At 42.2% G+C, this 15369-nt stretch carries 14 protein-coding genes and 2 tRNA genes; 9 read left to right on the plus strand and 7 right to left on the minus strand.

Annotation, left to right across the window (positions count from 1 at the left end; translation table 11 throughout):
* Positions 1 to 228: 228 nt before the first annotated feature.
* The 4 genes from F8N35_RS10970 to F8N35_RS10985 form a co-directional block, all read right to left on the minus strand.
* Complete coding sequence (locus F8N35_RS10970; RefSeq protein ID WP_293052716.1) at positions 229 to 1323, minus strand: DUF6544 family protein; 1095 nt, start codon at positions 1321 to 1323, stop codon at positions 229 to 231.
* An 89-nt stretch (positions 1324 to 1412) separates the two neighbouring features.
* A complete protein-coding gene (locus tag F8N35_RS10975) occupies positions 1413 to 2189 on the minus strand; it encodes an alpha/beta hydrolase (RefSeq protein ID WP_293052719.1) in 777 nt (258 codons plus the stop codon).
* Positions 2190 to 2270: 81 nt separating this feature from the next.
* Positions 2271 to 2341 (minus strand) — tRNA-Gln (locus F8N35_RS10980).
* A gap of 116 nt (positions 2342 to 2457) precedes the next feature.
* A tRNA-Ser gene (locus tag F8N35_RS10985) sits at positions 2458 to 2545 on the minus strand.
* 237 nt (positions 2546 to 2782) lie between these two features.
* On the opposite strand from F8N35_RS10985, the gene F8N35_RS10990 reads away from it, so the two are divergent.
* Positions 2783 to 3130 (plus strand): DUF3127 domain-containing protein, encoded by a 348-nt coding sequence (locus tag F8N35_RS10990; RefSeq protein ID WP_293052722.1) that lies wholly within the window; start codon positions 2783 to 2785, stop codon positions 3128 to 3130.
* 495 nt (positions 3131 to 3625) lie between these two features.
* On the opposite strand, the gene F8N35_RS10995 is transcribed toward F8N35_RS10990, so the two are convergent.
* The 3 genes from F8N35_RS10995 to guaA all read right to left on the minus strand — a co-directional run bounded on the left by F8N35_RS10995 (position 3626) and on the right by guaA (position 6520).
* Positions 3626 to 4393 carry a TatD family hydrolase gene (locus F8N35_RS10995; RefSeq protein ID WP_293052725.1) on the minus strand — a complete coding sequence of 256 codons (768 nt, stop codon included), beginning with the start codon at positions 4391 to 4393 and terminating at the stop codon, positions 3626 to 3628.
* 81 nt (positions 4394 to 4474) lie between these two features.
* Positions 4475 to 4837 carry a four helix bundle protein gene (locus F8N35_RS11000; protein WP_293052728.1) on the minus strand — a complete coding sequence of 121 codons (363 nt, stop codon included), beginning with the start codon at positions 4835 to 4837 and terminating at the stop codon, positions 4475 to 4477.
* 153 nt (positions 4838 to 4990) lie between these two features.
* Positions 4991 to 6520, minus strand: coding sequence for a glutamine-hydrolyzing GMP synthase (gene guaA / locus F8N35_RS11005; protein WP_293052731.1), 1530 nt, complete (start codon positions 6518 to 6520; stop codon positions 4991 to 4993).
* A gap of 217 nt (positions 6521 to 6737) precedes the next feature.
* Here guaA and F8N35_RS11010 point away from each other — a divergent pair, with 217 nt between their 5' ends.
* The 8 genes from F8N35_RS11010 to F8N35_RS11045 all read left to right on the plus strand — a co-directional run bounded on the left by F8N35_RS11010 (position 6738) and on the right by F8N35_RS11045 (position 15309).
* Positions 6738 to 7598, plus strand: a complete 861-nt coding sequence (locus F8N35_RS11010; protein WP_293052733.1) for an SDR family oxidoreductase — start codon at positions 6738 to 6740, stop codon at positions 7596 to 7598.
* Positions 7599 to 7695: 97 nt separating this feature from the next.
* Positions 7696 to 8340 (plus strand): lipoprotein signal peptidase, encoded by a 645-nt coding sequence (locus F8N35_RS11015; protein ID WP_293052735.1) that lies wholly within the window; start codon positions 7696 to 7698, stop codon positions 8338 to 8340.
* Between the two features lie 93 nt (positions 8341 to 8433).
* A complete protein-coding gene (locus tag F8N35_RS11020) occupies positions 8434 to 9237 on the plus strand; it encodes a DUF4296 domain-containing protein (RefSeq protein WP_293052737.1) in 804 nt (267 codons plus the stop codon).
* 40 nt (positions 9238 to 9277) lie between these two features.
* The gene (locus F8N35_RS11025) at positions 9278 to 10249 is read left to right on the plus strand and encodes a type I phosphomannose isomerase catalytic subunit (protein ID WP_293052739.1); all 972 of its coding nucleotides are present in this window, start codon (positions 9278 to 9280) and stop codon (positions 10247 to 10249) included.
* Between the two features lie 130 nt (positions 10250 to 10379).
* Positions 10380 to 11663 (plus strand): hypothetical protein, encoded by a 1284-nt coding sequence (locus tag F8N35_RS11030; RefSeq protein WP_293052741.1) that lies wholly within the window; start codon positions 10380 to 10382, stop codon positions 11661 to 11663.
* Between the two features lie 32 nt (positions 11664 to 11695).
* The gene (locus F8N35_RS11035; RefSeq protein ID WP_293052744.1) at positions 11696 to 12625 is read left to right on the plus strand and encodes a DNA methyltransferase; all 930 of its coding nucleotides are present in this window, start codon (positions 11696 to 11698) and stop codon (positions 12623 to 12625) included.
* Positions 12626 to 13012: 387 nt separating this feature from the next.
* On the plus strand, positions 13013 to 13480 hold the full coding sequence (locus tag F8N35_RS11040; protein ID WP_293052747.1) for a hypothetical protein: 468 nt from the start codon (positions 13013 to 13015) through the stop codon (positions 13478 to 13480).
* A 227-nt stretch (positions 13481 to 13707) separates the two neighbouring features.
* On the plus strand, positions 13708 to 15309 hold the full coding sequence (locus F8N35_RS11045; protein ID WP_293052749.1) for a glycoside hydrolase: 1602 nt from the start codon (positions 13708 to 13710) through the stop codon (positions 15307 to 15309).
* Positions 15310 to 15369 lie beyond the last annotated feature (60 nt).

The following is a 15369-nucleotide window of genomic DNA, read 5'->3' on the forward strand; positions in this document are numbered from 1 at the left end:
TTAGGAGATAACAAGTTTGGACGATTTTCGTCGATGAACGCCAGTTTTTGGAGCGAAGTGGGCATAGCCTTGAATTTTTTGTTTACTTTTTGTTTCAAGACAAAAAGTAAAAGAAGATATGGAACTTAGCTCTTATGTAAAAAAACAATGTAATAAATATACTGTCAGTGTTTTATGCATGAGATTGCTCGCTGATAAGTTATTTTAAGCTTGAGAAAGTTGAACAACTTAATCAATATAATCTCTGTTATACTGAATTTCTTTCAGGGTAAATTTTCCGTAAACGAATTTTCCATCGGGATAATGCCACACCGCGTCGCCTTTCGAAATAAGATTGTACCCATTGATGTTTTTGTATTCAGTTACCGGGGTGGAGAATGGAAACTCTTTCATATAAGCTATTGCAGTGCGGTCATTGGATGTGAAATTTACCAACTGTCCTTCTGTATTGAAATAGAGTATGGCGGAAATGGAGATGTTCTCGTTGGTGAATATGGCTTTTGTCATGGAGTCGTTGATTGGCTGCCATTCAATTCTTGTGTCAATCAATGAGGCCGGAGCCAGAAGGCACATGTCGTTAAAGAGTGTAACGGTTTCGGTTTGGTCCATTACCGGACCGGATTTTCGGATAACAGGAAAGAGGCCGAATAGCCTTATATCCATGCGGGCTTTCGCGTTGGCATATTTGTGATAGCCGGGAACTTCGATGCCAAACATTTTTCCTTTCATAAAGAATAAGCGCGCCGGATTGGCCAAAAAGTTGTATTGTTCAGCTACGAACGGAAAGAAATCTTTGCCTTTATCGCGCATTTCTCCTTCAAAGACGACTCTGAAATTTTTGATTTTAGGCTTATTTACAACGCCGACATATCTGAGGTATCGTTTCACTGGTTCGGGAAGATGATGCATGTCTTTTTCTGTGAGGAGATCACTTGTTGGAGGGAAGTTGTTCTTTAAGTTTTTGCGTACGTCATGCCTGAATATTGCTTCAAAGCAGGCACTTCCTCCCGCGAGAACGGAAACAAACAGGATGATTGCATTGGCAATTGTTCCGAAACGGGCATCCTGCCAAATGGAAGCAATCAGCATCTGGGAACTGGTTACCGCAATGACAGCAACTATCCACCAACTTTTTTTCTTTGCCATGAATAACCATGAGGCCGCAAGAAAAAGTAGTCCGCTGATTAGCCAGGCATACCCGGCAGACGTTGAAATATAAACGGGCTGGTTGACGAAAGCATAACCGAATGCTTTGGCAAAGCCCATGGAGTGTATGAGACCATGAATAAAAAGCAGTAGAGCGAAAAGAATTCTAAGTATCATAATCTTAGTGGTTAAGCGATGAATGATAAGAAAATTGCATCGTTTGACAAACAAAAATACAAAATCAACTCGGAAATTCCTCCAGTAAACTATAGAGACTCTAAAAACGTTTTAATGTCATCGACGTATTGTTGAGGATGTTCGTCGTGAATCACATGACCGCACCCGGGATATTCTATAAAATGTACGTTGGGTTTGCCTTCGCACATTGCTGTGGCATTGTCTGACTGGAAAGCCCAGCTTTTCTCGCCATGCATTAAAAGAGTAGGGCAGGTAACTTTATCCCAATCATGGGTGTGATTGCCGTTGAGTTGTTGCTGTGAACGTACAATATCCTCGTAATCGAATCGAAAACCCCATCCGTCTTCAAATTCGGTGATACTTTCCATAAAATAAGTATTGTCGCCCATTTTGTTCTTGCGGAAATGGAGTTTTAACGACCTGATGGAGTCGAAGCGGCGCGGCCATAGTAAAAACGAACGCATGTCGCCATTTACAATGGTACCAATGTCTTCAATGATCAAAGCTTTGACGTATTGCGGGTAACGGGAAGCAAACTGATACGCGTTGACCCCTCCCAGAGAATGCCCTACTATGATTATATCTTTCAAATGGAGAGCCTCAGCGATGGCACGCACATCGTCTATGTAGGCCTCGCGGGAATAGTCGTCGCTGTGATCGCTCCAGCCGTGACCTCTCTGGTCGATCAGGATTGTGCGATACCCGTCCAGTTCTTTTGCTATATGCTTAAAAGTGCTTGCGCAACTAAAATGCCCATGAAGAAAAAGGATTGGTGTGGCATCTTTCCCGTTGTCGTAATAGGCAAGACGGGTGTTTTTGTTTTGAGTGTAGTGACGTGCCTGCATGGTAACATTGAGGTTAAATAGTTAAAGAACAATATAAAACAACAAATCCCTGCAAAAATAATTTACAGGGATTTTTCAGTGTTGTTCTGCTAGGACTCGAACCCAGACGAGCAGAACCAGAATCTGCTGTGCTACCATTACACCACAGAACAATTTGATGATGCAAAGTTATTAGTTTGTCTTGAGAAATACAAGAAAAAACTGAGCTTTTTCGACTATTTCTGAACTTTTCAAAGAAATTTACCGGTTTTCTGGTAACCATAAAAAGCGGAGAGGACGAGATTCGAACTCGTGAAACCCTTTAGGGGTTTACACGCTTTCCAGGCGTGCCTCTTCAACCACTCGAGCACCTCTCCTTTGGCTGAAAGCGGATGCAAAAGTAGGGATTTATTCTGATTGCACCAATAGCCAGTTGAAGAAAAATAATGTCGGCGTTGAATCATTCTGTTGAAATCTATTGTGACTTACAACAGTTGTCGTTAAATGGTTTTTCAATGATTTTATTCTGCTTAAATCAAATTATTTTGAGTAAGTTTACGAGGTAGATAGTAAACAGCTATTTGCTTGATTATTAAATAAAACAGATTCAAAAAATGCAACTCACGGCTAAATTAGTAGAATTACTGCCATTACAAACCGGTACAAGCTCAAAAGGTGAATGGAGAAAACAAAACATTGTTGTAGAGACTGAAGAACAGTATCCTAAAAAGATATGTATCTCTGTCTGGGGTGATAAGATTGACGCTAAACTACAACCCGGTAATAAACTGAAGATTGATTTCGATATTGAAAGTCGTGAGTACAATCAAAGATGGTATACTGACGTGAAAGCATGGAAAATAGAACTGGCTAATGCGAGTGCTCCGGGCGAATCTGCGCCGCCAATTGATCCTTCTTTCGATCCGGGTCCGGCTGAAATGCCCGGTGATATGCCATTCTAAATAAATAGCTTCGAAAATAACAGGTAGTCATCTACCGAAATGAAATTAAAGAGCGTTGTTCTGAAATCTATTGAAGAAATCGGAACAACGCTCTGTTGTTTTAGAGGTCAGAAAATCACTGCTTTTGATGTGCTGGAACTAATTTGTTTATTGCCTGCCGCAAGCCTTACTTTTTGGCGCAAAAAGTAAGCAAAAACAGAGACGGAAAGAACTCGTTCGCTCGGCCATGAAACATTTGCACATTAACAAACTCTGTAGTTGGCCTACTCACTCAAACAGCTTTCCGTCGGTTCGGTATTTTTTGTTTACCCTTCGGGTCTGGTCTTACCAAAGATCATAAAAGTAACCCAGTTCTATTTTTATGTGTCTTGCTCATGCAGATTGGAGCTCCCTTATCCTGTGGTCAATAAGCTGTCAGCGAAAGCTAAAAAACAAACGAAGCAACGCAAAAATTGTCTTTGTTTGAAGTTATCGACGAATTGAAAATTGAGTGATTTACAAACTGAACAATTTTGTAGCATTCTTTCCTGTTATCTCAATAATCTCATTCACAGGTTGCTGATATATTTCAGCCAATTTTTGAGCTACAAGCCTCACGTAAGCACTTTCGTTACGTTTCCCGCGGTGAGGAGCGGGAGTGAGGTAGGGAGCATCGGTTTCCAGTACCAGATATTCGGGAGAGAGTTGTTCCAGTACGTGACTGAGCTTCGAATTCTTGAAGGTTACCACGCCGTTGATGCCAAGATAAAAGCCGCCCAAAGATAAAATGCGCTGAGCTTCTTCTAATGAGCCACCGAAACTGTGGAAAACACCTCTGAGTTTGGAACAATTATATTTCTCCACGCAGGCAATGGTGTCCTCAAAAGCATCGCGTTGGTGAATGATGACCGGTAAGTCGTAGTCTATAGCCCATTGTAGTTGTTGTTCGAAAGCAATGATTTGTTCCTCGCGGAATGTTTTGTCCCAGTACAAATCAATACCCACTTCTCCAATCGCGCAATAGGGACGACGTGCCAGTTTATTTTTGACCCATTCTAACTCTTTTTTGTATTCGGCATCCACACTGGTAGGATGAAGTCCAATAGTTGCACTGAAAAACTTCGTATCGGTGGCTTCAAGCGCCCACATCGGTTCCAGTGTCTCTTTATCCACGTTCGGAAGTATGATATGAGCAACCCCGGCCGCTTTCGCGCGATTGACTACTTCCGCACGGTCTTCGTCAAACTCAGAAAGGTAAATGTGTGAATGGGTATCTATTAACATCTTTGTTGAATCGTTGAAATGTGTAATTGTTCAATCGTTCAATCGTTGAACCATTGATTTGTTTAAGCGTAATCTGTAATGTTATCTGGATTGAAAACTTCTATTGAGAGCATTCAATTTGTTTGCAATTTTGTCGATGTCGGCTTTTGTATCTGCGAATTGTTGTCCAGAGATATATTCCAGATCAAACGCTATATAGAGTTGCGACAAGACCTCCATCAATGAACCGAAAGAGATTTCTATAAAGCGGCATTTCTCTTTGACGGTACTGCGGGAAACTCCTTCGGCTATATTTGACATGACAGATACTGTCGCTCGTTGTATTTGAGCCGACAGACCAAAACGTTCTTCAACAGGAAACTGCTTTGTCAGAAGATAAATCTTTTTTACAAACAGGCGAGCATCTTGCCAAACTTCAAGTTTTTCAAAGCTGTACAGGTACATGGTATTTATCTCTTGTTGGTTAATAGAAAAAATCGTTGAACTGTTATGTCGACTCAACGATTAAACAATTCAACGATCTCTTATTTTTATTGGGTAGTCAAACGAATAACCGCTTCAACAATTACACATTTCAACGATTAAACACGTAGTTCATCATTCCCACTCAATAGTTGCGGGTGGTTTTGAGCTGATATCGTACACGACGCGGTTTACACCACGTACTTTGTTGATGATGTCGTTCGAAATCTGAGCCATAAAATCATAAGGAAGATGCACCCAGTCGGCGGTCATACCGTCGGTAGAGTGAACGGCACGAAGGGCGATGGTGTTTTCGTAGGTACGTTCATCGCCCATTACGCCTACCGATTTTACCGGAAGCAGAATGGTTCCTGCCTGCCAGATGGAATCATACAAACCCCATGTTTTCAGACCTTCTATAAAGATATGGTCGGCGTCTTGGAGAATGCGAACTTTTTCGGCAGTAACATCTCCCAGAATACGTACGCCCAGACCTGGACCCGGGAAAGGATGACGACCCAGCAAATCTTGCGAAATGCCAAGGCTTTTACCTACGCGGCGAACTTCGTCTTTGAAAAGCAGGCGCAAAGGTTCCACCACTTTCAGTTTCATTGTTTCGGGCAAACCACCCACGTTGTGGTGCGATTTGATGGTAGCTGACGGACCGTTTACCGAAACCGATTCGATAACGTCGGGATAAATAGTTCCCTGAGCCAGCCATTTTACGTCTTCTATTTTGTGTGCTTCTTTGTCGAATACTTCGATAAAGTCGCGGCCAATGATTTTGCGTTTCTTTTCCGGTTCACGAACACCTTTCAGGTCGTTCAGGAAATGTTCGGTAGCATCTACTCCGATCACGTTCAGTTTCATGCCTTTGTACTGATCGAGTACGCTCTCGAATTCGTTTTTACGTAACAAACCGTTGTTTACAAAGATACAGGTAAGGTTGTCGCCGATGGCACGTTGCAGCAATACGCCTGCTACGGTAGAATCGACGCCTCCTGAAAGTCCGAGTACAACTTTATCGTTGCCTAACTGTACTTTCAGTTCTTTTACGGTACTTTCGATAAATGAATCGGGAGTCCAGTCCTGTGAGCAACCGCAAATATCCACCACAAAGTTTTTCAACATTTGAGTTCCTTCGGTTGTATGATAAACTTCTGGATGGAACTGGATGCCGAATGTATTTTCTCCGCTGATTTTGAAAGCGGCATTTTTTACGGTTTCAGTGGAAGCAATCAGTTCGAAATTAGCCGGAATTTCGGTGATGGTATCACCATGAGACATCCAAACCTGAGAACGTTCGCTTACTCCTGCAAAAAGAGGAGAGTGTGATGCAGCGACATTCAACATGGCACGGCCATATTCGCGTGTGTCGGAAGGTTCTACCTTACCGCCGTTGCTGTGGCAAAGATACTGAGCTCCGTAGCAAACGCCCAAAATTGGCATTTTTCCTTCAAACGGAGTGAGGTCGGGAATCAGCGCATTGTCCTGATGAACAGAGAACGGACTACCTGAGAGAATTACACCCTTCACAGAGGCATCGAGAGCCGGATAGTGATTGTAAGGATGAATTTCACAGTAAACATTGAGTTCGCGGATGCGACGACCGATAAGCTGGGTGTATTGCGACCCGAAATCGAGGATTAGGATTTTGTTGGTCATGCTGGTGTGAAGAATTTTGCTGCAAAGATACGTTTTTTTGCTAACTTTGCACCGTTTTTTATCAAGATAAATTGGTCGGATAAGACGTTGTTGATAATGTTTTGTCTTGCTAATAAGCAAATTAGGTAGTTTTTATTGTAGTTTTGCTCCGTGTGCGATCCCGACATTGATTGTACTCAGGAGAATAGGTATCTAGTATTTATTAATTTGTAACAGTATGTCAAACAATTTATTAAAAGGAAAAAGAGGAATTGTCTTCGGTGCTTTAAACGACATGTCCATTGCATGGAAAGTTGCTGAACGCGCCGTAGAAGAAGGAGCTTCAATCACATTGACCAATACCGAGTTAGCAATTCGTATGGGAACAATCGACGAATTGGCAAAGAAACTCAATGCCGAAGTGATTCCTGCCGATGCAACCAGTGTAGAAGATCTGGAAAAGGTTTTTGCAAAATCTCAGGAAGTTCTGGGTGGCAAAATCGACTTCGTTTTGCACTCCATCGGTATGTCTCCTAACGTACGTAAAAAACGTACTTATGATGATCTGGACTACGATTTATTGAGCAAAACTCTTGATATTTCAGCTGTATCATTCCATAAAATGATTCAGGTGGCGAAAAAGATGGATGCTATTAGCGAAGGTGGCTCTATTCTGGCGCTTTCGTATGTAGCTGCTCAACGTACTTTGTTCGGTTACAACGACATGGCTGACGCAAAAGCAATGCTTGAATCCATTGCACGCAGCTTCGGTTATATCTACGGTCGCGAAAAAGGTGTGAGAATTAACACCATCTCGCAATCACCGACAATGACCACTGCCGGTAGCGGTATCAAAGGCTTCGACGGTCTGGTAGACTTCTCCAATCGCATGTCGCCGCTGGGCAATGCTTCTGCCAGCGAATGTGCTGACTATTGCATCGTGATGTTCTCCGACCTGACCAAGAAGGTGACTATGCAGAACCTTTATCACGACGGTGGTTTCTCAAGTATGGGTATGAGTCTGCGGGCTATGACTCAGTATAACAAGAGTTTTGAAAACGATTTCAAAGACGAGAACGGAAATATCATTTACGGATAATTTACGGACTCGATAAACTGATGGTAATTGGCGGCTATCTTTGCAGGTAGCCGCTATTTACAATTTAAATTGTACCTTATAATTTATTTCAACCATTATGCAACTCTCAAAAACAGCAAAAATTTCTATCCTTACAGTTTTACTGATTCTGTTGTGCGACCAAACGCTGAAACTTTTTATTAAATCGCATTTCGAGCTTGGACATGACATACAGATATTCAGTTGGTTTCATATCTATTTTATAGAAAACAACGGGATGGCTTTCGGTATGGAACTGATCGGAAAGTTGTTTTTGAGTCTTTTCCGCATAGGTGCAGGCATCTTCCTGATTTATTACCTGCGTAAAATCATACAACGACAACTGCCGACAGGATACATAATCAGCATTTCATTGATTCTGGCCGGTGCAATCGGTAATTTGTTCGACTGTATGTTCTATGGCCTGTTATTTTCTGACAGTATGGGACATGTAGCCCAGTTTATGCCCGAAAGCGGCGGTTATGCTCCTCTCTTTTACGGTCGTGTTGTCGACATGTTGTATTTTCCTCTGATAGAAGGCAACTTCCCCGATTGGTTCCCGATATGGGGAGGTCAGGATTTTATATTTTTCCGCCCGGTATTCAATATCGCCGATAGCGCGGTGAGTGTCGGTGTGATATTGATATTGTTGTTCTATCGTCGTTATCTTTCCGATAATGAAGTGAAAAAGCCGGTTGACACACAGTCTGATACACAAGCATAAAATGAATATGTTGCTTTACAATGCCAACCGTAATGGAGCCAATTTGTAGCAACATAGAATTACATGTGACCATTAAAAAATAAATTGTTTCACATGAAAACAATAATCGTATACTTTGCAGCTATTCTGCTGCTGTTTTCCTGTAGCACTACACCTAAAGGCGTGCTCCCGGAAAGGAAAACGGCTGACGTACTTTATGACATGTATTTGGCGGATGCCTGTAATATGGTAAAGAATTACGGAGCCAATCTTGATAGCACAAAGCGTCAGTCCTATCGTTATATTTTGCATAAATACGACGTGTCGGTTGCTGACTTTGACAGCTCTATGGTTTGGTACTCCGCACACCCTGATAAGCAGGAACATTTATATGACCGGTTGACTCTTCAGTTGCAAAAACTGCAGAAAGATGTGAATGCGCATAAATACAAACAAATAATTCCTGTACTTGCGGAAAACGATACGGTGGATGTGTGGCAAATGCCCCGTCGGTTTGACTTTACCACAGGATTTATTCACAATAAGGTCAATTTCCACTTTGACCGGAATCTATTTCATAAAGGGAATGGGTTCTTGTTGACATACAGACTGAAACTCAATAAAGAGGATCAGGCTGAAGGAAATAAATTTCTTCTTAAAGTGGCATATCCCGGCAAAACGGACAGTTTGGTGTCTTACGCGAAGAAAGACGGACAATGGCGTAGTTATCGTGTTTTTATGCCGCTATCAGCTAAAACTGAGGTTATGACCATTGACGGCGGGCTTCTGGAATGCAAAGGAAACAATATGCATCAGTCTGCTATTATTGCCGATGTGCATTGTTACCGTATTACGTATGCTACTCATAAAGGAGGAAAAACATCCCGCAGCTGGTGGCAGAAAATCTTCTCAAAATAAAAGGACTTATTCATCATCAAGTACACTTACAAACAAAACTATGACACTATATCCCTTAAAATTCAGCCCTATTTATAAAACCCGAATTTGGGGTGGACACAAATTAGAACAATTCGGAAAACATTCCGATATGCTTCCAAATATTGGCGAAAGCTGGGAACTTTCCGGGGTTCCGGGCGATGAGTCTGTCGTATCAAACGGCTTTCTGGCTGGAAATTCACTTCCTGAACTGGTAGAGGTTTACATGGATGAGCTGGTCGGAAAAAAGGTTTTCGAAGCTTACGGTGAAACATTTCCTTTGCTGATTAAGCTGATCGACGCTAATGACGACCTATCCATTCAGGTGCATCCTGATGACGAACTTGCCGCTGAACGCCACAACTCTTTCGGGAAAACCGAAATGTGGTATGCTTTGCCGGGAGATAAAGAGGCTACTCTAATTTCAGGCTTTCTTCCCGGAGTGGACAAGGAGCTTTATCTGAAACACCTTGCAGAAGGAACTCTGGAGCAAGTAATGGATAAGCATCCGGTGGAAAAGGGAGATGTTTTCTTTATTCCTGCAGGACGTGTTCATGCTATTGGCAAGGGTTGCCTTGTTGCTGAAATTCAGCAGACTTCAGACGTTACATACCGATTGTTCGATTTTAACCGTGTGGACGACAAGGGAAATGCCCGTGAATTGCATACGGAACAGGCACTCGATGTCATTGACTTTACCTATGTGAAGGATGCAAAAAAACATCCGGTAGCGAAAGATAATGTTCCCTGCGAACTGGCTTCGTGCAACTATTTTACAACCAACCTGATTAAACTGACGGATAAACTTGACCGCGATTACTATCATCTCGATTCGTTCGTTATTTACATGTGTACGGAGGGCTCTGTGGAGCTGAAGTATGATGGCGGTAGCGAGACAATGGTAAAAGGTGAAACCGTATTGTTGCCGGCTTCCCTAAGTAGCGTTACTCTGGTACCGCAACGTTCGTCGGAGATTCTTGAAGTTTACGTTTAGTCGCAAGAGTTGGGTCACTTGGCTCTACGAATATGAAACGAACATGTTGCTTCACAACACCCAAGAATAATATAATAATTTCCAGCAACATGAAGTTCCATACTTCCTTAAACAAAGGAATTATTATAGTATGAAAAAGCTTGCATTGTTGAGCATGATCTTGCTGTTTGCAATCAATGTAATGGCAGGAGAAAGGCGGACAGAAATCGTTTCTTACCGTTTGGATATGAAACTCGATTCTGCCGGACGATTGCTCAATGTACAGGCTCTGATTAAACTGGCAAAAGACGATAGCACAAAAATAGTGCGATTCAATTTTGCCGATATTATTCCAATCCACACAGCTTCCTGTAACGGTGATACGATCGGATATCGTCGTTCGCAGGATGGCTTACTCCTTCAATTGCCGGCTTTCCGGAAAGGCGAACTTCGCTTCAACTATACACTCGAAACGGATTCTTTCAAGAGCGATAGGGTAATTGCGTTGGTTCGAGCCCGTAAGTGGTTCCCTTATCTTTACGACAATGTTGCTTCTTCGGAAATAAACCTGACCGTACCTGCCGGTTATTATGCCTATTCTTCAGGCAAACAGTCTGGTTATGAGTTTGACGGGATAAACCGGCAATATCATTTTCGCGTGAAGGTAAATGCTGGAATGCCTCTGTTTATTGCGCCGGTAGATTATTATACCGGTTTGGTGCAAAAATGGAAGGGCAGGCAACTGAATTATTTCTTTCATACAACGGATACTGCCAAAGCGAATACAGTTGCCCGTGAAAGTTTGCAAGCTTTTCGTTTTGCCAATAAATTTATAGGGAAATACAGGCCTCCTACGTTTACGTTTATCGAATTTCCGGGCTTTGATTTTTGTCAGTCGATGCCGGGCTTCGTGTTGATGGGACCCGAATATATTGCTAACGTCAACAAGCCGGATAAGCGTTACTGGGTGGGTCACGAAACATTTCATCAGTGGGTGGGGAACGGCTATTTCACACGACTTTATAACCATTCGTCCTACACGCGTTTTACAGAAGAATCGTTGACGGAATACCTGCGAATGGTGTATCTGCAAAAGAGTTGCGGCGATGATACCCTGAAAGCGATGCTTCGTGAGAATTGCCGGATTTATAATACCTATATCAAGGGCACAGCAGAGGATCTGCCTATTGCTGCCAACCGTCCTAACTGGGTGACATATACCCTTGGTCCGGTAATATGGCATCTGGTTCGCGGAGAGATGGGCGACAAAAAATGGCAGAAATTTATTCGGAAACTCTATTCAAAATATTACGGAAAAGTGATTGATTATGCTGTTTTCAGGGAGCAATTAACTAAATTTGCATCGGAAGAAACCGTAATCAGAATGGAAAAGCGTCTCAACGAAAAAGGTATTCCTGCTGAATTTTCGGAATAAATCGAACATCCATTTTACCACAACTGAACCACATGCAAAAACAACGGGCACCCCGTAATCGTACTTTAACGGTCAATGATGACGAGAAGCCGTCGCTGCGGCAACATTTGTTCACCCCTGAACAACCGGTAACTGTGGCACAGGTTACTGATCGTACCATTTGGGGCGATCTGATGCAGGTGCTTGAATTTCTACCCCGTGAGTTTGCCAACCTGATCATTATTGATCCACCCTATAATCTTACCAAAGACTTTGCCGGAAACAAATTTACCCAACTCTCGGAATCGCGCTATCTTGATTATCTTCAAAGCTGGTTTCCCCGGGTAGTGGAATGCCTTAAATCCGGAGGATCGCTTTACCTGTGTGGTGATTGGAAATGTACTTCGGCTCTGCAAACTGTAATGCAGGAGCATCTGACTGTGCTTAACCGTATTACCTGGCAGCGCGAAAAGGGCAGGGGTGCCAAAACCAACTGGAAAAATTCGATGGAAGATATCTGGTTTGGTGTGAAGGATGCAAATCAATACACTTTCAATGTAGATGCTGTAAAGGTGAAACGAAAAGTGTTGGCTCCCTACCGTCACGAAGGTAAGCCCAAAGACTGGCAGGAAACCGAAGAAGGGAAATTCCGTTTGACGCATCCTTCCAACTTCTGGGACGATATTACGGTTCCGTACTGGTCGATGCCGGAGAATACCGACCATCCTACCCAAAAACCCGAAAAGCTGATAGCTAAACTGATTTTGGCCAGCTCTAACGAAGGTGATATAGTTTTTGATCCGTTTCTAGGTTCGGGCACAACTTCGGTGGTAGCCCGAAAACTGAACCGTCGTTTTTGTGGGGTGGAAATGAACGAAGATTATTGCCTGTTGGCCGAAAAACGCCTCCAGATGGCACAAACAGACAAAACCATTCAGGGCTATGTCGATGGCGTATTTTGGGAACGGAATACCTTGAAGTAACCGGATTTACATCCTTTTTTCTTATCTGGGTAGCATTATCCCATAATCATTGACCATGTTGATTATATCAATGGAACCATAATACATTGTGGTTCTATTGCTTACATATTTGCATTGTAATTTGTTGTTTTATTTTATTTCACTAATAAAAATAAATATGCATTTTGAAATTTGAGATAAAATATAGAACTTTGAATGCAAGATATTACTCCTAAGGAGCATTTATTAAGCCTCGGAGAAGCGATATTATGGTAGAAATTGTTAATTAGTGTTTTTTGAGAGCTTCATAGGAGCGAAATTACATTGTTTTATAAAAGTCAAGATGACTTCATTATAAATGCAGAGTCTTTACACTCTTGTAGGGGTAACAAATATAAATAGATGGTGATGAATAAAACCGATTATATTAATCAGCATATTGGGACAGGAGAAACTATTAAAATAGTTTACAATGGAGGCACTCAACCATTTACGGCAAGAGAAATTTGTCCGATTAATTATATCGGGAAAGATAAGATAAATGCTTTTTGTATATCATCTGGAAAGGAAAAGTTTTTTTTCATTGATAAAATTAAAATCCTCACAGATGCAGAATTTGAGAAATGGGAAAAATATGAGATAGAAAACAATATCGTCGATATAAGTTATGGCGATGAAGCGATGAAATTATGCAGAGAAGGTAAATACTTAGAAGCTGTTAAATACTACAAAGAAAAAACAGGTGAAAGTCTAAAGGAGGCGAAAGAGCATGTTGATTTTATGATGCAGCAGAATGGAATAAAAAAGTCAAATGGAAAAGGATGCCTTATAATTGGATTGTCGGTTCTAATTTTAATAATAATCATTTTGATATGAAAAAATTACTATTTGTAGCATTATTATTTTGAGGCTTTGTCTCTTTTGCTCAAGAACATGCTCTGAACATAGTAAAAAAAGCAGTTAAAATAACTACTGGAGGTTTGTCGGATGCTTTAAACGCAAAATAAAAAACGACTATAACCGATCTTACTGTAATTGGTTCAAGCTATACTGAATTTTTGAATGGTAAATAAAATCCGATATATCAATTTTTTAATCCATCAATGAAAAACAAAAATCTCTTTCTCACAGCTGTCTTGCTTGGCAGCATGTCGTTCGGTAATGTCTTTGCCGGTAAATCCAAACCAAAAGTTACGACAGAACCTCAGCGGGTGATCGCAGTCGATTACAATCAGGTGAAAGGTCCGTTAAACACCCAGTTCAAAGAGTGTATCGGTGCCGGACGCGCCAACGAAGGCCTGCGTGCTGACTGGCAGCAGCAACTTGCCCTCGTTAAGAAAGAATGCGGCTTCAAATATATCCGTATGCACGGTTTGCTGACTGATGATATGGGCTTGTATCGCGAAGATAAAAAAGGTAACCCCGAGTATAATTATCAATACATCGACGTGTTGTTCGATTACCTGTTGAGCATTGGCATGAAACCGTTCGTGGAACTGGGATTCATGCCCGAAGCTCTGGCAAGCGGCAAACAGACTATCTTCTGGTGGCACGGAAATGTAACTCCGCCGAAGGATTACAATAAATGGGAAGCTCTTATTCGTAATATGGCGCAGCACTTTACTGAACGTTACGGCGAAAACGAAGTGAAGAGCTGGTGCTTTGAGGTGTGGAATGAGCCTAACCTGAAAGGCGGATTCTGGACCGGCACGCAGGAAGAATACTTCAAGTTGTATCAATATGCGGTGAATGGTATTAAGTCGGTTAATAAAGCCTATAGAGTGGGCGGACCAGCCACAGCCGGTGCTGCCTGGGTGCCCGAAATGATCGAGTTTTGCCATAAAAATTCTTTGCCACTCGATTTTATCAGCACTCACACTTATGGTGTAAAACAAGGCTATCTTGATGAATATGGAAACTCAGGAACTGTACTCAGCAAAGATCCGATGGCCGTAAGTGGCGATATTCTCAATTCCCGCAAACAAATTCAGAATTCGGCCATGCCGGGTCTCGAATTACACTATACCGAGTGGAGCGCATCTTACACACCGTCTGATCCAATTCACGACAGCTATCACGAGGCTGCCTATATTCTCCAAAAAATCAAACAGGTGGGCGATGCTGCTACTTCTATGTCGTACTGGGTGTTTACCGATATTTTCGAAGAAGCGGGGCCACGCTTTACTCCGTTTCACGGTGGTTTCGGTTTGCTCAACTATCAGTGCATCAAAAAGCCGGCCTACTATGCCTTTACGTTCCTGAACAAACTGGGCGAAACCGAGCTGACTAACAACGATAGCGAGTCGTATGCCTGCAAGAACAGCAAAGGCGATGTTCAGCTGCTTTTATGGGATTTCACCAACACCCATCCGGGCGATTCGGTCAATAATCAGGTTTATTACGTTCGCGATTTACCCTCTAAGAGCAAAGGGAAAGTAGTGGTTTCGTTGTCTGGTATTCCGCAAGGGAACTACACGATGGAGTTGTATAAGGTTGGCTACAAAGTGAACGACGCGTATGCTACCTATCTTTCGATAAACAAGCCCGCTCAGTTGACCAAACAGCAGGTGGAAGAGATCAAAAAGGCCAACGACGGATCGCCGGTGGCCAAAGAAGAGATTCAGATTGCTGCCGACGGCAAATTCTCCAAAGCGCTTGATTTGCGGGAGAACGATGTCTATTTCGTCAATCTGGTAAAGCGATAATAACTGATATATCTCGCAAAGAAGACGCCAAGGCGCAAAAGAACTGTTTATATGCAGATT

The organism is Paludibacter sp., from assembly GCF_009712605.1.
In the GTDB taxonomy this organism is placed as follows: domain Bacteria; phylum Bacteroidota; class Bacteroidia; order Bacteroidales; family Paludibacteraceae; genus Microbacter.